Raw genomic sequence first — 21,541 nt, forward strand, 5'->3', positions numbered from 1 at the left:
AGAATCCCGCCGAAGCGGGATTCAAATAAATTGGACTATCAAACTAACAACATATTATAAAATGAAATTATATCCAATTCACTGATGAAAAAAGTTAAATGGTATTTAGTTTAAAAACTTAGGCTTAATAACTAACATGGCCCAAGCCCAATTTTGCATGTCTGCAGCAGCATCTTCGGTTACACCTTTAAGTTCGTACATACCATCGTTAGCAAACATTTGCGAATAACCCGCAACTAGCGCATAACCTTTAAATGCTTTTTTAAATACAATATCAATTTCTGTTCCTAAAGATTTTTCTCCACTTGCTAATTCTTGCTCGCCGCTAAAATTTAAAGCCTTAACCATTAAACTAGACTTGGCACCTAACTTAAATGTAGCGCTAGCATGAATATCTACTAAACCTATATTGTTTGCGTGGTTACCCACATAAAAATAATCCATAAATCCGTTAAATTTATGATTGGTTCCGTATAAAGGAAAGAAGGCTTCGCTATCGGCAGTTTCAGTATCGTTTCCGCTAATAATTTCTAATCCTGCACCAAGTGTTACTTTATCAGAAGATTTATACGTAAAATCTAAACCTAATAAATAAGCACCATCAACGGTATCGCCCATTTGCAAAAAGGCATTCGCAGCAGCTCCAAATTTTCCTTTTTTATAATTTAAATGCGTTCCTATAGTTTGAATGCTATTTACACCATCTGGATTACTATCTGTATCATACTTTTGGAAACCATTATTTAAAACTAATAAGCTACCTGTAAAATTATCCCAAGCTTGATTTAAATATAAGTATTGCATGGTTTTATAAGAGAAAAAACCAGTAGTTGAGTATTGCGTGCCTACAGATTGAAACCCAGTTGGGTTAGAGTAATCTTGACTAAAAGCTAAACCAACATCGGCCATAAATTTACCTTTTTTGTACTTTAACAATGCCGCATCATGATTACGCCCTTGCTGTGCCCAATCTAGACCTCCAAAAATTCTTTGATCGTCGTAAGACAGCACTTGACGCCCTAATTTGGTAGAAAAACCTTCACCTAATTGGATATCTGCCCACGCTTGAAATACAGCAAACGAGTTGTTTTGATCGTAAGGCAAAATTTGTCTGTTTTCACCCCAAACCATAATATCTTGAAAGCTTAAATAAAACTTATAAGCATCGGTGCTGTATCCTGCATTTAATCTAATTCTTGTAGAAATTCCAAAACCTGCATCTGCCTCATCAGGAATAATGCTTCCAAATCCGTTACGATACTCTGTTCTTGGTCTAAATTCGCCATCTAATGTAAACTGCGCTTGTGCAAATTGAACCACTAGTGCTAGTAAACCTATTAATACATATTGTTTTTTCATGTTACTTGTTTTTAATTTTTGATTGTTTGAGTTTTTGTTAATTTATAGCTGTAGTTATCCTGTAATCATGAAAAAAACATTTTCATAACCTCAAAAAAATCACAACCTGTATTTGTATTATTTTTTAGTTAATGTTCTAAAAAATCAATTAAGTGTTTTCTGTATTTGTAGTAATCGTTATGCTCCAAAACCGACTTACGAGTTCTAGGTCTTTCAAAATCAATATTTAAAATATCGCCAATTTTAGCCTTTGGACCACTAGTCATCATTACCACGCGATCTGCTAGAAAAATAGCCTCATCCACATCGTGTGTAATCATAACCGCAGTAATTTTTTCCTTATTCCAAATTTCTATAAGTATATCTTGCAGTTCGCCTCTTGTTAACGAATCTAACATTCCAAAAGGCTCATCTAGTAATAATACTTTTGGTTTAATAGCAAATGCCCTTGCAATACCAACACGTTGTTGCATACCTTGAGATAACTCTGAAGCACGTTTATTAAACGAATCTTCCATGCCTACCTTTTGCAAATAATATTTAGCAATATCGGTACGCTGCGCTCTAGATGCATGCGGAAATACTTGGTTTACACCCAACATAACATTTTGTAAGGTCGTCATCCAAGGCATTAAACTAGGCGACTGAAAAATAACACCTCTATCTGGTCCCGGACCTTTAATATGTTTTCCTAATACCGAGATGTTTCCTCCCGAAATAGGATTTAATCCAGCAATCATAGACAGCATAGTGGTTTTTCCGCAACCAGAATGACCAATAATGGTAACAAACTCTTCCTTTCTAATCTGCAGATTTAAATCTTCAAGAACCACATAATCACCCTTTGGCGTTGGATACACCTTTTTAAGGTTTTTTAAATCCAACATAACATCTTTAGAAGGAAAAAGGCCATTTCCCACTAAACTTGTTTCTCTTTTATTATCCATTATAACACTCATAAAAATCTTATTTAAACTGGTTTACAAAATCCTTCGGACTCAATTCCGGAAGCACATATTCTACTGTAGATTTCGATTTTCTTTCATCGCCAATATCCATTAAGTACTCAATAATGGCATTTCTAGTTTCCTTAAAATTCGCGTTATCGTTCATTTCTGTTTTATCTCTTGGTCGCTCTAAATCTATTTTAAACTCAGGTCCCAAAGTGGCGTTTGGTCCTGGTCGTAATGGAATAATACGATCCGCCATATAAATGCCTTCATCAACATCGTTAGTAATCAATAAAGCGGTACGTTTATCTTGTCCCCAAATATTTAAAATTTCGTCTTGTAAATTACCACGTGTTAAGGCATCTAACGCCCCTAATGGCTCATCCATAATTATCATTTCTGGTTTCATGGCTAAAGCTCTAGCCACAGCAACACGTTGGCGCATACCACCAGATAATTCCTTAGGACGTTTATTAATAGCCGGTGTTAAACTTACCATTTCAACATAATTAGCAACAATGTCATTTAACTCGGTTTTACTTTTTTTCGGAAAAGCCTCCTTAACAGCCATAAAAACATTTTGTCCTACCGTTAACCAAGGCAACAACGAATAATTCTGAAAAATCACACCACGTTCATGGCTCGTTCCTTGCACAGGCGCACCTTTAAATAAAACTTCTCCTTTAGTAGGCTCAATTAAACCATTAATTAAATTTACCAAAGTTGTTTTACCACTACCAGTAAATCCCACAATAGCAACAAACTCCCCTTCTTCAATTGTCAAATTAATGTTCGACAACACCTCGGTTTCGCTATCACCTTGTCCGTAAGTTTTATAAATATTATTTAATTCTAAATATGCCATTTCTTATATCTTTATACGTTTACTTGCCTGTTGCTTATCCAGTATTCTTAGATAAACAATTCACATTTAAAGGCTGTTTTTTTTGGGCGTTACCACAAGGGTCGGGCTTTACATTACAAGTCCTCGCTCCGTACCTCCGCTGTGGGCTTTTCATTACAATCCCTAACGCGGGTAAGTTTGCTGTTGTCAGTCTTCAGTAGGTAATCATCAGCTTATCCTCAAAAGAGCTAAACTTCCCTCTTCCGTTAACCGTCTTCTATCAATAATTATATCGCATCCGTTTTATCAAAACTCACCCAGTTCTGTATTGTTAGCATTAATCGGTCTAACAAGAAACCTATAATACCAATTACAAACATGGCAACAATAATTTTTGCGTTAGAGTCGTTTGCACCATTTTGGAATTCCTCCCAAACAAACAATCCTAAACCAGGACTTTGGGCTAATAACTCAATAGCAATTAAAACCATCCACGCTACCGATAACGTAATTTTTAAACCTGTAAAAATTAATGGTAAAGACGATGGTAAAACCACTTTAAATATTTTCTGAAAATTACCAAGCTTTAATACTTTAGCAACGTTTATATAATCCTTATCCACAGAAGATACTCCCATTGCTGTATTAACTAAAGTAGCCCACATAGAACATAATCCTACACTAATAAACGAGATGGTAAACGAGCTATCTTCATTAGAGCCTATTAGTAATGTTTTTACAATCATAAAAACCAGTAAATACCAAACCACCGGCGATACAGGTTTAAATATTTGAATAAACCAATTAAAAGCACTTTTTAAAGTAGGACTTAGCCCTATAAAAATTCCTAAAGGAACAGCAATAAATAATGCCAATAAAAAACCAGCAAAAACTGTTTTTAAACTTCTAAAAATTTGATCTACAAACGATGGTCTTCCCGTATACGTTATAGCATCCAAACCTTGAGCAGTACGTGTTTCGTTTAAGGCAGCCGTTTTTTCTATAAAAGCCGCTTTATCTGCCGCAATAATATTGTGGTCACGTAATAGCGATTTATAAGAATCCCAAACCTGACTTGGCGATGGTAATGTGTTTGGCTGGCATCCAGATTCTCCCGATGCTATACAAGCACGTAAAGCAACTGCAGCTTCTTGTCCTTGATCTGTTAAAGCTTTTTCAATTTTATGATCGGCTTCAATATTATACAAAGACTTTGCCCCCATATGCCACAAACCAATAAATAACAAAATAGAAGCAATTGGCACCACCGTTTTACGTAAAAAAGTTTTAAATTCTTCCTTATCTAGCTTCCCTGTAAATAGGCCTTTTAATGTGCTTAAAAAACCGAGTCCCATAAATTTGGTTACTTTTCCTAATGTTAAACTTTGCTTCATGATGATTTGTTTAGTGTATTCTTTCTTTTAAAAACGTTGTTAGTTCCAGTGATTTTAGTGATGAGTAAAATCACCAGAACTAACAATAATTTATTTTATGTTATTGTACCGCTTTATCCTTGTTACCAATTTTAAAACTATTAATGTAAGCGATAGGATCTTTAGCATCATACATAGTACCATCTATAAAATCTGTGGTAGCTGGTTTAAAACCATCTGTTGTTGGAATATCTACTGCAGGAATATTACCTTCTTCTACTAAAAGCTTAGCAGCTTTTGTCCAGATATCTGGTCTGTAAATATCTTTAATAGTATTTGCATACCAATCTGCAGGTTTTGCTTCAGGAATTTGTCCCCATCTTCTCATTTGAGTTAAAAACCAAATCCCATCAGAATAAAAAGGATATGTTGCATTGTACTTGTAAAAAACATTAAAATCTGGCATCTCACGTTTGTCTCCTTTTTCAAATTCAAAAGTTCCTGTCATAGAATTAGCTAATACTTCTTCTGGAGCACCAACATATTGAGACATTGATAAAATTTTAACTGCTTCTGCTCTATTTGATGGTTCATCTAACCATTTTCCTGCTCTAATTAAGGCTTTAGTTACAGCAATAGCCGTATTAGGGTTGTCCTCAACAAATTTCTCTGTCATTACAAATACTTTTTCTGGATTGTTTTTCCAGATGTCGTAGTTAGTTACTACAGGAACACCAATACCTTTAAAAACAGCTTGTTGGTTCCATGGCTCACCTACACAGTAACCATAAATAGTACCTGCCTCAAGTGTAGCTGGCATTTGTGGCGGAGGCGTTACAGATAGTAAAACCTCGGCATCGATTTGACCTTGTACATTATCTGCTGTATACATTCCAGGATGAATTCCAGCTGCTGCCAACCAATATCTAATTTCGTAATTATGTGTAGAAACTGGGAAAACCATACCCATTTTAAAAGCGTTACCATTAGTTTTATACTCGTCTATAACTGGTCTTAATGCCTCTGCTTTAATAGGATGTACAGGTTTTCCATCGGCACCCTTTGGTACATTTGGTTTCATTTTAGACCATACATCGTTTGATACTGTAATACCGTTACCATTTAAATCCATAGAAAATGCGGTAACTAATTTAGCTTGACGCCCAAAACCAGCACCTGCAGCAATAGGCTGACCTGCTAACATATGAGAACCATCTAACTGACCATCTATAACACGATCCAAAACATTTTTCCAGTTTGATTGTGCCTCTACCGAAACAAATAAACCTTCATCTTCAAAAAACCCTTTTTCCTTCGCAATAGCTAAAGGCGCCATATCTGTTAATTTAATAAAACCAAAAGTTAATTGAGGCTTTTCAATAGCTAAGGTTTTAGTTTTAGAAGTTTGAGTAGCTGTGTTTTCTGCTATTGCATTTTTCTTTTCTTTTCCACCGCAGGCTATTAATAAAGCAGCAACGGGTAAAATCCAAGTTGTTTTTTTTAGTAGAGATTTCATTTTTGTTATGTTTTAAGTTATTCTAAGTATTAATACTTATACAAGGCAAATATATAAGTAGAGTTTATTTCATTTTATGAGTATCCCCATATCTATACCTTTTTTTAAACCATAATAAAACCTGCTAAAAACCATGTTTTAATCATAAAAACCTAACAAATAAATAGTTAATAATGAAATAAATAATACGTATACCTACGTAAATTAAAGAAAAACAAGAAAAAATAAAGTAGATGCTAAAAAAGAAAGCAGTAGTTATTTACTCTAAAAAGAATTACTGGAAACTAGAATAAATACTATTACATTTTCAACCTAAAAGGTTGTTATAGGATGGTTTATAATTAAAAAGTTTTGAAGACATTAAGTATCTAAGAAATAGTTATGCTCACTAATTTCATTTTTTAAAAGCTGCACATCTGTAATGCCAATTTTTTTCCCTTTAGCACTTATTAAGCCTTCTTTTTTTAAGATAGAAAAAACTCGAATTACCTGTTCTTCGGTAGTTCCTGCATAATCTGCATACTCCCTTCTACTTAAAGGTAAATTTAAAAAGCCACGTAAGTCGCCAAACTTGCGGTTAATATATAGTAAGCTATCTATAACACGCTCGCGAACTGTCATTTGAGAAATAGACTTTACTTTATTCTCACTTCTATTTAACTCATTAGCATAAAACAACATCATGCTATAAGCAAATTTCGGGTTTTCAAGTAAATAGTTCTGTAGTTTTTCTTTAGCAAAATAATACAACTCGGTGTCTTGCAAAGCAATAGCTCCAATAGAATAGTACTCTTGAGTTCCAAAACCACGATGCCCAACAATTTCACACGCCTTTGCAAAACGTACAATCTGTTCGCGGCCATTTATACCTGTTCTAATAACCTTTACAGTGCCAGATTTTATAAAATAAAGCCCATTTACTGGGGCGCCTTCTATAATAAACTGTTGTCCTTTTTGACACTTTAGTATAGGATTATTTCGTGCTTCTTTGGAATTAAAAAGCACATCATAAAAATTATGTATCAAGCAATTATGGCTTCCACAAACACCGCAGGTGCCATCTAATGATGTTTTATTTTCGAATGGATCGTTTGATGTAGAAACCAACATGAAGTTATATATTTACGTAAAAATACGTATTAATACTTAAAAACCATACTTAGAATGTCATTTTTACAAGTCCTACAATAAAATACACTTATTAATTAAGTAATCTAAATTTTAACAGCCATTTTTTATTTGATTTCTATTAATTTTAGAAGAACCATTTATAATATTGACCAACTAAAACAGATTCGTTATATTTGCTAGGACATAACGAAAAACACTTATGATCTCTATTTCTGAAGCCATTTCAATTGTAAAACATAGCAGCAAACCGCTTTTAAAAGAAACCATTAAGCGTGTTGAAAAAGCGGGAGGTTATATCTTATTTAAAGATGTTATATCACCTATTAATATGCCGCCGTTCAGGCAATCGGCCATGGACGGATATGCTCTTAATTTACATGATAATTTAACATACACTTTAATTGGCGAAGTTAAAGCTGGCGATGGACACCAGCCTACACTAAAAAAAGGAGAAGCTGTTAGAATATTTACAGGAGCGGCTGTACCAGATTCGGCTAATGCCGTTATGATGCAAGAAAAGGTCTCCAATACAGGAAACAGTATCACTCTAGAAATACAAGCAAATACACAGCAAAACATTAGGCCATTAGGCGAGCAGGTTAAAACCGGAGATATTGCTTTAAAAAAAGGCTCTAAGTTAACTCCAGCAGCTATTGGCTATCTTATTTCATTGGGTATAACAGAAGTTTCTGTATTTAAAAAACCAAATATTGCACTGGTTACTACAGGTAATGAGTTGATTGAAGCTGGCCAAGAATTAACTTTCGGGAAAATTTACGAGAGTAATTCTAAAATGCTTTTAAGCGCGCTGTACAGTTTAAAGTTTTATGATGTTACGCTCTACAAAGTGGAAGACAATTACACTAAAACTGTCGAAACGCTACAAACAGCAATAAACGACAATGATCTTGTTCTTATTACTGGTGGAATTTCTGTTGGCGATTACGATTTTGTTGGCAAAGCCTTAAACGAATTAAAAGTCCAAGAGCTTTTTTATAAAGTAAAACAGAAACCAGGAAAGCCTTTGTTTTACGGCAAAAAGAATGATACCCAAATTTTTGCTTTACCGGGTAACCCTGCTGCTGCTCTGTCGTGTTTTTATGTATATGTGTTTATAGCCTTGCAAAAACTAATGAATAGAGATCCTGAAGAATTACCTAGGGTTACCGCCAAATCCGTTTCAAGTTTTAAGAAAAAAGGAGATAGACCCCAGTTCCTAAAAGCCATTTATAACAACGGAACTGTTGAGATTTTGGAAGGCCAAAACTCATCGATGTTGCAAACTTTTGCCCTTTCTAATGCCTTAGTTTATGCTCCAGAAACGTTTACAGATATTATTGAAGGAGATACGATCGAGGTTATTCTATTACCTGTTTAAAACGACATTATGGGATATAAAATAAAAAGTAGAATCTGGATAGAGGCCGATAACAATGTCCTTCTAGGCGAAGGTCGTGTGCACCTTTTAAAGGCGATTCAAAAAACGGGTTCGCTTTCAAAAGCTGCTAAATCACTTAACATATCTTATAAAAAAGCATGGCAATTGTTGGACTCCGTTAATAAATCGGCTAAAAAACCGGTTACCATAAATAGTATTGGTGGTAAAGGCGGCGGAGGCGCAGAACTTACAGAATATGGACAAGCCTTAGTTAAAGCTTTCGATGAAATCAATAAAAACTGTTGGGACTTCCTAGACAAACAACTAGAAAAAATTGAGCGTATTTAAATGTTACAGACTGAAAACATATATCTCTTTCTATTAATCCTACCTGTCGTATCCTTTTTATACGCTAGCGTTGGTCATGGCGGCGCTAGTGGTTATTTAGCCTTAATGGCGTTGTTTTCTTTTGCTCCCGAAACCATGAAACCTACTGCCCTATTGTTAAATCTTTTTGTTGCAGGCATCTCATTTTACTACTATTACAAAGCGGGTCATTTTAATAAAAAGTTATTCATATCATTTGGTATAGCTTCCATCCCACTCGCTTATTTGGGTGGCACTTTAGAGGTTGATGCTTCTATTTACAAAAAAATACTCGCCGTATTATTAGTCTTTGCTATTTTAAAAATGCTAAACGTATTTGGTAAAGAAAGCAATAGTATAAAACCTATTAAACTTTGGCAAGGTTTAATTACAGGTGGTATTATAGGCTTCTTTTCTGGGCTTATTGGCATTGGTGGTGGCATTATATTAACGCCTATAATTCTGCTATTACATTGGGGTAAAATGAAAGAAGCCGCAGCAGTTTCGGCGCTTTTTATTTGGGTTAATTCGGCAGCAGGATTAATAGGCCAACTAAATAGTGGCGTAACTATACAAAAAGAATCCTTCCTATTGGTTGCCATTGCACTCGTTGGAGGCGTTTTAGGTGGTTATTATGGTAGTAAAATAATTAACAACCAACGTTTACGATATATTTTGGCCTTTGTATTAATCATTGCCTGTGGCAAATTATTTTTCACTTAAATGATAGACAAAAAAAACATAACAGGCATTATTTTAGCTGGTGGAAAAAGCTCTCGCATGGGTACAGATAAAGGTTTTCTACTACTAAACAATAAACCTTTTGTTCAATATAGCATTGATGCTTTATCGCCGTTGGTTTCCGAAATTATAATTGTTTCGGATAATGCTGATTATGATGTTTTCGGGTTAAAACGCATTACCGACATCACTAAAAATGCAGGTCCCGTTGCAGGAATATGCTCAGGTTTAGAAGCGTCTTCAACAGACTATAATTTAATTTTAAGTTGCGATATTCCGTTAATTAATACGCAAATACTTGAAAAGCTAATTGATAATATTGATGATTATCACGAAATTATTCAAGTAGAGAGTAATGGTAAAAGCATGCCATTAATAGCCTTATATAAAAAAGATGTTGCCCAGACCTTTAATACATTTTTAAAACATGACGAAAGACGTTTACGGGTTGCTATTAAAAGCTGTAAATCTAAAAACGTCGTATTAGAAAAAGAAAATGAATTTACAACCATGAATGTAAATACTAAAACCGAATTAAAATCCATAAAAGATGCAAATAACCATTAAATATTTCGGGCAATTAACCGAAATCACTCATATTGAAGAAGAAACATTAGAAATTTCCGGAACATATATTTTTGAACTTTTAGAAACGCTTTATAGAAAATACAACACCTTAAAAACTAAAGATTTTCAAGTGGCGCAAAATCAAGAACTCGTTTCGAAAGAAACCGAATTAACAGGTGCCGAAATTGCTTTATTACCACCTTTTGCAGGAGGCTAAAAAAATAACTGGTAGGATAGATTCCTGCCTTAGTACGAATGATGAGCAGATACAACAGACATATCATATTATCCGAAATTGGTCAACTAGGTCAAGACAAAATTTCCAACGCTAAAGTATTGGTTATTGGTGCTGGTGGCTTGGGCTGCCCTATTTTGCTATATCTTACTGCGGCAGGAATTGGAACGCTTGGCATTATAGATTTTGATGTGGTGGATATTACAAACCTGCAACGCCAGGTGCTTTATGGTAAATCATCGTTAGGAGTAAATAAAGCCATTGCAGCAAAAGCACGTTTAGAAGATTTAAACGATAGTATTTCTATTATCGCTTACGCGGAACAGTTAACGTATAAAAACGCCATAGCATTATTTAATGAATATGACATTATTGTAGATGGTTCAGATAATTTTGAAACGCGTTACTTAGTGAATGATGCCGCTATAATAACAAACAAACCATTGGTATTTGGAGCTATTTACAAATTTGAAGGACAAGTTTCTGTTTTTAATTATAATAACGGACCAACTTACCGTTGCTTGTTTCCAAATACACCAGCGCAAGACAATATACCCAATTGCTCAGAAATAGGAGTTTTAGGTGTCCTTCCTGGTATTATTGGAAGTATGCAAGCTAATGAGGTTTTAAAAATAGTTTTAGGTATTGGTAATATCCTGTCCGGACACATACTTTGCTATAATGCTTTAACTTGTAAAACCTCCACTTTAAAAATTAAAAGAAATGAAACCGCTATTTCTAAAGTTCTAAAAACCGAAGAAAACTTCCATAATACCAAAATGGAAGTTAATTGCGAAACGGAAATTAATACGATTTCTATTCACGATATATTAACTAAAGACAACATCCAATTTATTGATGTTAGAGAAGCTCATGAATTACCAAAAATTGAAGGTTTAAATGTAAAAGCTATTCCGTTAGGCGATTTAGAAAACAATTTACACGAAATAAGTACAGCTAAAAAGAAAGTCCTTTTCTGTCAATCGGGTATAAGAAGCAAACGTGCGGTTTTAATATTGCAACGTGCAAATATTACAAACTGTTTTAGTTTAAAAGAAGGCGCAAAGGAAATAATTGATACTTACAAGGTTTTTAAAACGGCGCAAAAGAACGAAAGTTAAAAAGACCTGTAAGGCTGAAAAAGTAATAAAAAAAAACACCTCCATTTGGAGATTGAAAAAACATAATCATGACAAACAAAAAACCCAAAAACGTATTCCAACCTGGTGCCATAACTTCAGAATTTATAGGTAATTCCATTTATAAACATCAAACAAAAACAAGTATTGGTGCTCATAACATTTTCTTAGGACAAGTAAGAGCAGACGAGATTGATGGTAAAACGGTTTCGGCCATTGAATACACCGCTTATGAAGATATGGCAAATCAGAAATTTCATGACATTAGAGAATCCGCCTTTGCTAAATTCGATTTAACATGCATGCATATTTACCACAGCCTTGGTACAGTAAAGGCAGGAGAAATCTGCTTATTTGTATTTGTGTCTTCACCAAGAAGAAAAGTAGTTTTTGATGCTTTAGAATATATCGTTGAAGCTATAAAAGCAGAAGTTCCTGTTTTTGGTAAAGAAATATTTGAAGATGAATCACACCAATGGAAAGTGAATAATTGATTATTTTTTATTTACTATTTATTATTAAACTACCATGAAAGAACAATTAAAAAATAGAACAAAAGTATTTGCCCACAACTGTATTAAAATAACAAAATCTTTACCAAACACATACCTTTCTAATCATATTAGAGGTCAATTGATTAGATGCTCTACTTCTGTTGCTGCAAATTATAGAGCTACATGTATTGCTCAGTTTAAACCTAGTTTCATTGCTAAAATTAGTATAGTTATTGAAGAGGTGGATGAATCTAATTTCTGGTTAGACTTTGCTTTGGATGAAAACTTAATTGAAAAGAGTTTAATTGAAAATTTTTTGAAAGAATCTAGCGAATTAACAGCAATTTTTATGGCTTCAAGAAAAACTGCAAGCATAAAATAATCAATAAAAAATAATAAATATTCAATTCGAGATGGTCGATATTACACATAAAGTAACAACACTAAGAACCGCAATTGCTCAAGCTGTTGTAAAGGTTAGCAAAATAGAAACAATACAAGCTATTAAAAAAGACACCGTGCCTAAAGGCAATGTATTTGCCATGAGCAAAGCGGCTGGATTATTAGGCGTAAAACGCACACCCGATATTTTACCCGATTGCCACCCCTTACCTATTGAATTTACAGGTGTTGAATATGAAATAAACGATTTAGAAATAACGGTTTTATTTACGGTAAAAACAATTTATAAAACGGGTGTTGAAGTTGAAGCTATGCATGGTGCAAGCGTTGTAGCCTTAAACATGTACGATATGCTAAAACCTATTGATAAAGGCATAGAAATACACGCCATTAAATTATTAAAAAAGAAAGGTGGTAAATCAGATTTTAAAGATACATTTAGAAAAGATTTAAAAGCTGCTGTTGTGGTGTGTTCCGATACTATTTCGGCTGGACATAAAGAGGATAAGGCTGGAAAAGCGATCATAAATAAGCTTGAAAGCTGCGATGTTAAAATATCGGAATATGTTATTATTCCCGATGAGATTGAAGCCATTCAACAAAAGGTAAAAAGCTATCAAGAACAAGGTATCGACATGGTAATTTATACTGGTGGCACAGGACTTTCGGGTCGAGATGTTACCCCAGAAGCCCTAATACCATTATTGGATAGAAGAATTCCTGGTATTGAAGAAGCGATTCGTAATTATGGGCAAGACCGTATGCCTTTTGCAATGTTATCAAGAAGTGTTGCAGGCACCATTGGCAATACGTTGGTTCTAGCGTTACCTGGCTCTACAAACGGAGCCAAAGAATCTATGGATGCCATATTTCCATCGGTTTTACATGTTTTTAGAATTTTAAAAGGCGCAAGACACGATTAGTTTTTCGCGCTAAGGCGCTAAGAAAAAAAGTCGCAGGATTCAGCAGCAGTTGGCAGTTTGATTAGTTGTAGTGATAAGCTTTACGTTAAAATTCTTGCTAAAGCACAAAGTTTAAACAATGAAGTTAAACCAGTTAGCAAGACTGAGCGTGAAACTGTAAATTGAGATAAAACAAAAATGAAAGACAAAACAAACATATTACAAGATTCGCATGGTAGAGATCATGCCTATCTTCGTATTTCGTTAATTGAACGTTGCAATTTACGCTGTACCTATTGTATGCCAGAAGAAGGCGTAACATTATCGCCTAAAAGCCAATTAATGACTTACGAAGAAATCTACAAAATTGCTAAAACGTTTGTAGACCATGGCGTTACAAAAATTAGGTTAACAGGTGGCGAACCTTTAATTAGAAAAGATATTCCGGTAATTTTAGAAAAGTTAGCGACACTTCCGGTTGAGCTTTCCATAACATCCAACGCTGTGATAATCGATAAATTTATTGGGGTTTTAAAAGCCAACGGTGTTAATAAAATAAATGTTAGTCTAGACTCATTGGACGCTGCCAAATTTAAACATATTACGCGCCGCCATGAGTTTAAAAAGGTTTACGACAACATTTTACTTTTGGTTAAAGAAGGTTTTACGGTTAAAGTAAATGCGGTATTAATGAAGGGTTTTAACGATAATGAAATTATCGATTTTATTCATTTTACCAAAGATTTACCAATTTCTGTTCGTTTTATTGAATTTATGCCTTTTGATGGTAATAAATGGGATATGAGCAAAATGGTATCTTATGCCCAAGTTATGGATTATGTTAATAACGCTTTCGCGGAAGACCGCATAGAACGTTTACAAGATGCCCCTAACGATACCTCGAAAAACTATAAAATAAAAGGCTATAAAGGCAGTTTTGCTATTATAAGCTCGGTAACCAACCCGTTTTGCGATTCGTGTAATAGATTGCGTTTAACAGCAAATGGACAACTAAAAAACTGTTTGTTTTCGGCTGGCGAATCGGATTTATTAACCACTTTAAGAGCTGGAGGCTCCATAGAACCTATTATACAAAAAGCCGTTGCCGCTAAATTTAAAGTACGCGGTGGCATGGATACACTTAAAAAACTACAGGAACCTAAATTGCACAACAATAACAGAAGCATGATTACTATTGGCGGGTAAATTGTACTGTTTTATATTAACAAACCGTCATCGGAGTGATCCTTAAGCTTTAATAAATCGAAACTCAGGATTTTGTTTTTATAATTCACCAATATTTCCTTTTTTAATAATTTTCTAGGTAAGGGAATTCTCATTTTAAAATAAGCAGAAGGGTAACAATAAGAATGTTTTTTCCCTTCAGCATTTTCATTACTGTCTTGGTTTAAATTACTTTTATCGGTAGTAACTACCAAATTATCTCGACTTACATAAAAATTAAAATCTTCTTTAACATAACCAGGAATTTCTAATTCGTAGTGAAAACTAGAATCTGTTTCTAGAACTTTTAAATCTGGATTTTCGTTAGTTTTTGAAAAATAACGCTTGTAGGTTCTTGATAACCTTTGTTTGTTTTTTGAAAATGGAGACATAATTAATAGAGATAAAATTAAACAGCAATATAATGGGTAAACCTATTAGAGTAGAGTAAATATAAAAAGACTTTAATCATACTCTATCTATCTGAAAATCAATTAAAAGTATAACAAAAAATTGAAACAAACAATTAAGGCTTTGTTAATTTTAATGTCTTAATAATTATTTAACATTTAGAGGTTTAGTATTTATTAACATATAAATAGCCAGACTCCAAAACCAAGTTATTTATTTAATAGGAATCGATTTTTTAGCCCTGATAGAAGTGGCATCCTTTTTTGTGTAACGCAGTGTTACTTGATAAAGAAGACTTTAGTATTTGCTATTACTATTATAAAAGATACTATAGCCCAAACATAAAAAAGATATAACGGATAGCAGGTAACAGCTTCAAATACTTATAATTTTAAATCGAATAATAATTTAAATGTGTCGCTTACTCCTTAAAATTAGACATTTAATAATTTTTGGTTGGAAAATCTTACGGTTTATTTTAAATTTACTTTTAGCTATTAATTAATAATTTAAAATCTCTTTTTATGAATGTATTAAAAAAATCCCTCATTCTATGTGCTTTTGTTTCACTAACCTTTATGGGTTGCAGCAGCGACTCCGATGGCGATTCTGGAAATGCCAAAGGCACTATTACCTTATCTGGTGAAGAAACCGCTATATTTGGTACCAGCCTAACGGTTGGTAATATTGCTGAAGGTGCTTACCAAACAGGCACTAACAAATCGGTTACGTTAACACATAAAAGCATTGAAATTGATGAGGATGGAGAAATAAACCCAACCACAGCAAGCTTTACCAACAGTTTTATAATTGTTACGGCACAATTTGATGATGAGGATAATGCAGCTGCTACAAAAGCTATCTCGATGGTTATTGTTAAAAATGGTGAAGAATATCGATTTGTTTGTGCCTCTGATTATAACGGCGGATCTGATGAATTGGATTGTGGCACTGGCTTTAATGTAGACCAGGAAAACAATGAGGTTATTTTTGACGATACTACCGTTGAAAATACTGAAACTGGTAAAATACTAACCATGAATGGTACTGTTACTTGGTAAATAAAAAAACTCAGGCTTAAATTAAGCTTGAGTTTTTTTGTCTTTTTAATCACTTGGCTAATATGGGGTCCTAGATTTTTCTAAATATTCCGTTATTGAAAACACAGATTGAAACATGGTTTGTTTCATTACGCTATCTTCCTTAAGTTGTTTATTGTATTCTAAAATATAATCTTGATTTGTTCTTATATGCTTAATTAAGCCACAAATGCTATACTTTTTTTTATTTAAAAAATTGGTACTAACATACCCGATATGGTTTAAATTAAACTGACTAAACATATACCTAGAGCCGGATCGCACTGCGGAGTTATCTGATTTATACCTTTTAACATCTAATATTGAAAAATTCTTTTTACTTATTTCCTTTATATCTTTTAATATTTGATGTGTATTGTCTTTACTGGCATTATTTACAAAACAAAATTCTATGTTTTTCGCTTTATTTAAATGTTTAACAAATAAATCTGTATTTATATTATTTTCAATATTATGACAGACTATAATAATTCCTATTCGTATCATAATTGCAGCTGTTATATCATTTTTAATTCATTTCCAACCACAGATTTCATCTTATACTTTTTAGCTCTGTATACCCAAGCAATTTGTGCCAGTTGTCCAACAATTTTTACTGAATCCTTCATGGATAGTTTAGAACCATCGGCATGAATCCATCTTTTTAAAGGTTGTTCGCATAACATAGATTTTGCGTTTTTTAATCCGAAATAAATACTCATTCTTTTAAAAATTTCGACATCGAAAATCCATTGCGTTACAAACTTTTCCCCAAACGCGATATTAATAACGTCTTTATGGAAAATTTTAGCCCCACATTGTGTGTCTTTAAAATCCATTTTTAAAATTTTTCGGATTATATAGTTGATGGTTAAACTAATTATTTTACGAGCAGATTCTTTGGTTATGTTAGCTCCCATTCTAGAAATACGTGAACCACTTACAATTTTAAAATCTGATGTTTCAATGGTTTTTACTAAATCGTCAAAATCGGCTAAGTCGGTAGATAAATCGGCATCTAAGAATCCTATATAATCCAAATCTTCTTTTTTTGCCATGTGCAACATCCCTAAACGCACAGCTTCGGCTTTACCTCCGTTTTTTTTACAATTGTACACGGTAATAAAATCTTCTCTTCCTTTTTGCAATTCTTTTAAAACCTCTAAGGTTCTATCTGTACTCCCATCGTTTACAAAACATAAATGATAACCAGAGTTTTTAACGATATAAGTAATAAACTCATTACTTAATAAACGCTCTTCTTCGTTATAACAAGGTATTACAACACCTACACAACGCTCCTGAATCATAACATTACTATTACTAACTGTATTTTCCCCTGCTGGAGCACCAATTAATCGCTTAACACGAGCACTAATTTCGTTTAAGCTTAATGGTTTTTTCATGTAGTCGTTAATACCTAACTCAAAACCAGTAGTAATAATATCGTCTGCTGTATTTCCAGATAATACCATAACTGGAGTATCTGCGTTTTTAGAGTTTCTTATATACTTTACTATATCTAAACCAGAAACATTAGGCATATTAATATCTACTATTACTAAATCTGGGTTTTCATGGTTGTAAATAGAAATACCTGCATAGGCATCTGTTTCTATTATTACTTCGTACCCTAATTCTTGTAATCTTTTTTGTAGTGGTAATAAAACTAATTGTTGATCGTCTATGGCTAATATTTTCATGATTTGAGGTTTTTAATTTTTTGATTAATGCGTTTGAAAAAAGATATTTAATCGTTTAATTCGTGAACAGATATCATTTAAGCAAATTGGTTTTTTAATATAATCGTTAATACCTAGTTTGAAAGCTTCTGCTATAACATCATCATTTGTATTACCAGATAAAACAATAATTGGTAAAGACGAGTTTTTTTTAATTCGTATATGGTTTATAAATTCTATTCCAGAAATTTCAGGCATATTAATATCTACTATTACTAAATTTGGTTTAAAACTATCGAACAATAAAATACCATCTATGGCATCTGGTGTTGTACAAACTTGATACCCTAATTCTTCTAACTTTTTTTTAATAGGCATTAGTACCGTTTGTTCATCATCTATAACTAACACTTTCATTTTGAGGGATTTTTTTAAATTAATTATAGGTCAAAAGTACACTAGAAACCTCTATTTAATCTTTAAATTAGACTAATCCATTTATAAGTGTAGACGAATGGTAAAAAGCTATAGATAAATTAAATTTGTAGCCTAATTAAATTATTTATCTTTACCATGTAGCACAGCCTCCAAGATATTTAATGAAAGAAACCTCAAACAAATATTTAATCTCCGCCCTTCTTTTAGGGTTAGCTTTTCATGGTAGTGCTATATTTTTCACTTTAGAAACTACTTATGACGCTTTAATACATTTGTTTTTTGCAGATCATTATGCGAATAGCTGGTTTGAGCCCTGGAATTACGAGTGGTACACCGGGTTTACTGTACAGAGTTATCCGCCTTTGGTGCATCAAACTATAGGTTTATTGTCTTTAATTGGAGGGCTAAAATTTGGCATGTTTAGTGTGGCACTAATTGCCATTGTACTGTTTATAACGGGTACTTATCGGTTTTCGTTGCTAATGACCTCCAATAAAACGGTAGCCGGTTATGCAACAGTTTTGGCGGTATTTTCATCCTCTTTTGTAGAAACACTTCATATTTTTGGCCAATTACCTAGTATAGTAGGTGTTTCTGTTTTAATGCATGCATTACCAGAAATATACTTATGGCTAAAAACGGGTGAAAAATGGTATTTAGCCACATCCTTATCCTTAATAGCCGTAACGGTAACCTCGCATCATGTTACTCCAATTTTCGGGATGATCTTTTTTATATTCCCCCTAATTGGTATGGTGTTAATGGATGTTTCTAGAGAACAAGTAAACTCCATGAAAGAGGTAACATTCAAGGTCTTTTTAAATAGCTTTTTTAAGCTATTTAAACGTATTGTGAGTTTTGGTATGTTATCCTTAGTACTTATAATAGGTTGTATTTTCCCTTATTGGTTAAACTCTAAAGCAAATCCTATTACACAAGTGCCTATACCTCATGGCTCTAGAGATAACTTTTTAGAAATCACCTCGTCTGGTTTGGTTTTCTTTTTAATTCCTTGGGGTGTTTTACTTATAGTTTTACCATACATTTTTTATAGATATTATAGCAAACGTTATTTGTTTTTCGGTTTATCGATAACCATTTGTACCATTTTAGGAACTGGAGGCACAACACCAATTCCTTTAAAAATGTTAGGCGAAACAGCCTTTAATATTTTAACCTTAGACCGCTTTACACTTTGGGCATCTATTATGTCTATTCCCTTATTAGGTGAGTTTGCGTATCGCTTGGTTGAAGGTGATTTAAAAACCCTAATACAAACTAAATTTGGCGCCATTTACCACCGCATCATTGGAGGTATACTTGCTGGTTTATTTGTATCTATGGTTATTTTTACAATGAGTTTGGGCTACTTTAGACCATCGCAACCACAAAAAATTAAGATGCTACCTATTGTGAATTTCCTAAACCAGGACGATCACGACAAGTGGCGCTTTTTAACTTTAGGTTTTGGCGACCAAATGGCATGGTTAAGTGCACAAACTAATGCTATGACTGTTGATGGTAATTACCATTCGGCAAGACGTTTACCAGAATTAACCACACGCCCCATAGAACGCTTAGAAAACTCAAAGTTTAAAGGCGTTGCAGGTATAGGATCTCTTCAACAGTTTTTAACAACACCAGAAAAATATAACCTGAAGTACATTTTTTCTAACGATAAGTTTTACGATCCCATACTCTACTTCTGTGGTTGGCAGCGTTTGCGCCAGTTAGAAAATGGTATTATGGTTTGGGAGCGTCTTAACATTCCTCCGGTATCCTCTATTCTTCCTAAAGAAGATGTTGCCAAATGGCTAAAAATCCATTGGGGTATTATGCCGTTTTTAACCGTTTTAATTGCCTTTATTTTAAATATACAAATGCTATGGGTTAATATGCTAAAAACCCGTGTTAAACCAATACCCGACTTTTTAAAATACCCGGTTGCATACACCAAATTCAATAGAAATGTGCTACGCATTACTCATATTTGGTCTTTTATTTTAGCCATTATTATGTGCTACGGTATATACTTGTTTTACTTAAAAAACGACACACAGCGCAGTCCTGAAAATGCCATAATGGCTTATTATGATGCCTTAGATTTTAAGGAGTTTGAAAAGGCGCATAGTTTAATAGATCCTGAAAGTAATTTACCCATTGCACAATACATGTTAGAAATATCGGTAACAGATGGTTTGCTTAGTAGCTATGCCAAAATGGACGCCATTGAAACCGAAATTACAAAACATAACGATAGTACCGTATCTGCAAAAGTAACTAGCCAATGGATTACACCTTTGGAGAAAATTGAAAAAGTTGATTACAAATCATTATCGAAACACAAGGGTAAATGGTATTTACAACCAGACGATTTAAACAACGATTTACCTCCAGACCAATTGTATTCTGATAATGCAACTAAATATTTTAATCAAGGTAGACGACGCATAACAACAGAGCAAACCCACCACGAAGATATTTTAAAACAACCAGTACTAGAAGTGGTTTCGGCTAAATTAGTTAAGTACAACGGTAGTTACGCCATTATTGGCGAGGTACAAAATATAGATAATGTTCCAGCCGATGTTATTCTAAAAGGCACACTTTATAACGATAACAATAAACAGCTCGCAACTTATAACGCTAAGTATCATGTAAAACATAAATTGATGCCTAAAGAATCGAGTAGCTTCCGTATTAATTTCGAAGGTATTGCATGGTCTAAAACGCAAGATTCCATTCCGGATACCTTTAATCCAGATGAGTTTACCCCCGTAGAATTTGAAGAACAACCTACCAAATTTAATCTTCAAGTTGCAGGAAACGTATCGGGTTCCGATTTATATAAAAATGTAGTACTAAGCGCCGTAAATTTTAACAAAGGAACCATACATGGTAATTTGTTTAATAGCGGTTTGCAAGAAATAACCATTCCTCAGCTATTAATTACGTATTACGATGCTAATAAAGAAATGCTTTGGGTAGATCATTTATTTGTAAAAGCTGGAGTAAGACAACAACGAAAGCAAGATTTTGAATATCAAATTTTAAAAGATGGTACGGTAAAAATCATAAATAGCGATATGGAAAATATTTTTGTAAACGGTTTACCAAATGATGCCATTTCTAGTAAAATTGTGCCTAATAGAATTAAAAAGCGCAGTGACGCACAATTACAAAAAATCGATCACCCTAACTTTAGTTATATAAAAATTGAAATTAACACCTATATAGGTAGTCCTAATTAATGCAGATAAAGAAAACACATATCATTCAATTAGTTTTGATTTTATTATCGGGGTTTGCT

Annotated in this window: 22 protein-coding genes; 12 read left to right on the top strand and 10 right to left on the bottom strand. The window is 33.5% G+C overall.

Going from position 1 to position 21,541, the window contains the following annotated elements; all coding sequences use genetic code 11:
• Nucleotides 1-105: 105 nt before the first annotated feature.
• From HNQ90_RS12855 to HNQ90_RS12880, 6 genes are all read right to left on the bottom strand, one after another.
• Nucleotides 106-1,359: an alginate export family protein gene (locus HNQ90_RS12855; RefSeq protein WP_144117462.1), complete on the bottom strand. Its 1,254-nt coding sequence runs from the start codon at nt 1,357-1,359 to the stop codon at nt 106-108.
• A gap of 128 nt (nt 1,360-1,487) precedes the next feature.
• Nucleotides 1,488-2,318 carry an ABC transporter ATP-binding protein gene (locus HNQ90_RS12860; protein WP_420837401.1) on the bottom strand — a complete coding sequence of 277 codons (831 nt, stop codon included), beginning with the start codon at nt 2,316-2,318 and terminating at the stop codon, nt 1,488-1,490.
• A 7-nt stretch (nt 2,319-2,325) separates the two neighbouring features.
• Nucleotides 2,326-3,174 carry an ABC transporter ATP-binding protein gene (locus HNQ90_RS12865; RefSeq protein WP_144117464.1) on the bottom strand — a complete coding sequence of 283 codons (849 nt, stop codon included), beginning with the start codon at nt 3,172-3,174 and terminating at the stop codon, nt 2,326-2,328.
• A gap of 266 nt (nt 3,175-3,440) precedes the next feature.
• Nucleotides 3,441-4,547 carry an ABC transporter permease gene (locus tag HNQ90_RS12870; RefSeq protein WP_144117466.1) on the bottom strand — a complete coding sequence of 369 codons (1,107 nt, stop codon included), beginning with the start codon at nt 4,545-4,547 and terminating at the stop codon, nt 3,441-3,443.
• Between the two features lie 100 nt (nt 4,548-4,647).
• Complete coding sequence (locus HNQ90_RS12875; protein ID WP_144117468.1) at nt 4,648-6,042, bottom strand: CmpA/NrtA family ABC transporter substrate-binding protein; 1,395 nt, start codon at nt 6,040-6,042, stop codon at nt 4,648-4,650.
• A gap of 360 nt (nt 6,043-6,402) precedes the next feature.
• Nucleotides 6,403-7,152 (bottom strand): Crp/Fnr family transcriptional regulator, encoded by a 750-nt coding sequence (locus HNQ90_RS12880; protein WP_144117470.1) that lies wholly within the window; start codon nt 7,150-7,152, stop codon nt 6,403-6,405.
• 220 nt (nt 7,153-7,372) lie between these two features.
• On the opposite strand from HNQ90_RS12880, the gene HNQ90_RS12885 reads away from it, so the two are divergent.
• From HNQ90_RS12885 to moaA, 10 genes are all read left to right on the top strand, one after another.
• Complete coding sequence (locus tag HNQ90_RS12885) at nt 7,373-8,551, top strand: molybdopterin molybdotransferase MoeA (RefSeq protein ID WP_144117472.1); 1,179 nt, start codon at nt 7,373-7,375, stop codon at nt 8,549-8,551.
• Nucleotides 8,552-8,560: 9 nt separating this feature from the next.
• Nucleotides 8,561-8,899, top strand: coding sequence for a winged helix-turn-helix domain-containing protein (locus HNQ90_RS12890; RefSeq protein ID WP_144117473.1), 339 nt, complete (start codon nt 8,561-8,563; stop codon nt 8,897-8,899).
• Nucleotides 8,900-9,640, top strand: coding sequence for a sulfite exporter TauE/SafE family protein (locus HNQ90_RS12895; RefSeq protein WP_144117475.1), 741 nt, complete (start codon nt 8,900-8,902; stop codon nt 9,638-9,640).
• Nucleotides 9,641-10,225: a molybdenum cofactor guanylyltransferase gene (mobA, locus tag HNQ90_RS12900; RefSeq protein ID WP_144117477.1), complete on the top strand. Its 585-nt coding sequence runs from the start codon at nt 9,641-9,643 to the stop codon at nt 10,223-10,225. It abuts the gene before it with no gap.
• Nucleotides 10,209-10,442, top strand: coding sequence for a MoaD/ThiS family protein (locus HNQ90_RS12905; protein ID WP_144117479.1), 234 nt, complete (start codon nt 10,209-10,211; stop codon nt 10,440-10,442). Before mobA ends, HNQ90_RS12905 begins: the two co-directional genes overlap by 17 nt.
• Nucleotides 10,443-10,480: 38 nt before the next feature.
• Nucleotides 10,481-11,581, top strand: a complete 1,101-nt coding sequence (gene moeB / locus HNQ90_RS12910) for a HesA/MoeB/ThiF family protein (protein WP_241678395.1) — start codon at nt 10,481-10,483, stop codon at nt 11,579-11,581.
• Between the two features lie 68 nt (nt 11,582-11,649).
• Nucleotides 11,650-12,093: a molybdenum cofactor biosynthesis protein MoaE gene (locus HNQ90_RS12915; RefSeq protein WP_144117481.1), complete on the top strand. Its 444-nt coding sequence runs from the start codon at nt 11,650-11,652 to the stop codon at nt 12,091-12,093.
• Nucleotides 12,094-12,127: 34 nt separating this feature from the next.
• Nucleotides 12,128-12,475, top strand: coding sequence for a four helix bundle protein (locus tag HNQ90_RS12920; protein ID WP_144117483.1), 348 nt, complete (start codon nt 12,128-12,130; stop codon nt 12,473-12,475).
• Between the two features lie 31 nt (nt 12,476-12,506).
• Nucleotides 12,507-13,418 (top strand): bifunctional molybdenum cofactor biosynthesis protein MoaC/MoaB, encoded by a 912-nt coding sequence (gene moaCB / locus HNQ90_RS12925; protein WP_144117485.1) that lies wholly within the window; start codon nt 12,507-12,509, stop codon nt 13,416-13,418.
• 177 nt (nt 13,419-13,595) lie between these two features.
• Nucleotides 13,596-14,603, top strand: coding sequence for a GTP 3',8-cyclase MoaA (gene moaA, locus HNQ90_RS12930; protein WP_144117487.1), 1,008 nt, complete (start codon nt 13,596-13,598; stop codon nt 14,601-14,603).
• A gap of 11 nt (nt 14,604-14,614) precedes the next feature.
• Here the strand turns inward: moaA and HNQ90_RS12935 are convergent, their stop codons facing one another.
• The gene (locus HNQ90_RS12935; protein ID WP_144117489.1) at nt 14,615-15,013 is read right to left on the bottom strand and encodes an Hsp20 family protein; all 399 of its coding nucleotides are present in this window, start codon (nt 15,011-15,013) and stop codon (nt 14,615-14,617) included.
• Nucleotides 15,014-15,556: 543 nt separating this feature from the next.
• Here HNQ90_RS12935 and HNQ90_RS12940 point away from each other — a divergent pair.
• Nucleotides 15,557-16,093, top strand: a complete 537-nt coding sequence (locus HNQ90_RS12940) for a hypothetical protein (protein WP_144117491.1) — start codon at nt 15,557-15,559, stop codon at nt 16,091-16,093.
• A gap of 57 nt (nt 16,094-16,150) precedes the next feature.
• On the opposite strand, the gene HNQ90_RS12945 is transcribed toward HNQ90_RS12940, so the two are convergent.
• From HNQ90_RS12945 to HNQ90_RS12955, 3 genes are read right to left on the bottom strand one after another with little or no spacing between them, the layout of a single operon-like run.
• Complete coding sequence (locus tag HNQ90_RS12945; protein ID WP_221279842.1) at nt 16,151-16,618, bottom strand: glycosyltransferase family protein; 468 nt, start codon at nt 16,616-16,618, stop codon at nt 16,151-16,153.
• An 11-nt stretch (nt 16,619-16,629) separates the two neighbouring features.
• Nucleotides 16,630-17,814, bottom strand: coding sequence for a response regulator (locus HNQ90_RS12950; protein ID WP_144117493.1), 1,185 nt, complete (start codon nt 17,812-17,814; stop codon nt 16,630-16,632).
• Nucleotides 17,815-17,838: 24 nt separating this feature from the next.
• Nucleotides 17,839-18,210: a response regulator gene (locus HNQ90_RS12955; protein ID WP_144117495.1), complete on the bottom strand. Its 372-nt coding sequence runs from the start codon at nt 18,208-18,210 to the stop codon at nt 17,839-17,841.
• 182 nt (nt 18,211-18,392) lie between these two features.
• Between HNQ90_RS12955 and HNQ90_RS12960 the strand changes: the two genes are divergently transcribed.
• A complete protein-coding gene (locus HNQ90_RS12960) occupies nt 18,393-21,482 on the top strand; it encodes a hypothetical protein (RefSeq protein WP_144117497.1) in 3,090 nt (1,029 codons plus the stop codon).
• Nucleotides 21,483-21,541 lie beyond the last annotated feature (59 nt).

The organism is Algibacter amylolyticus, assembly GCF_014202225.1.
Taxonomy (GTDB): domain Bacteria; phylum Bacteroidota; class Bacteroidia; order Flavobacteriales; family Flavobacteriaceae; genus Algibacter_B; species Algibacter_B amylolyticus.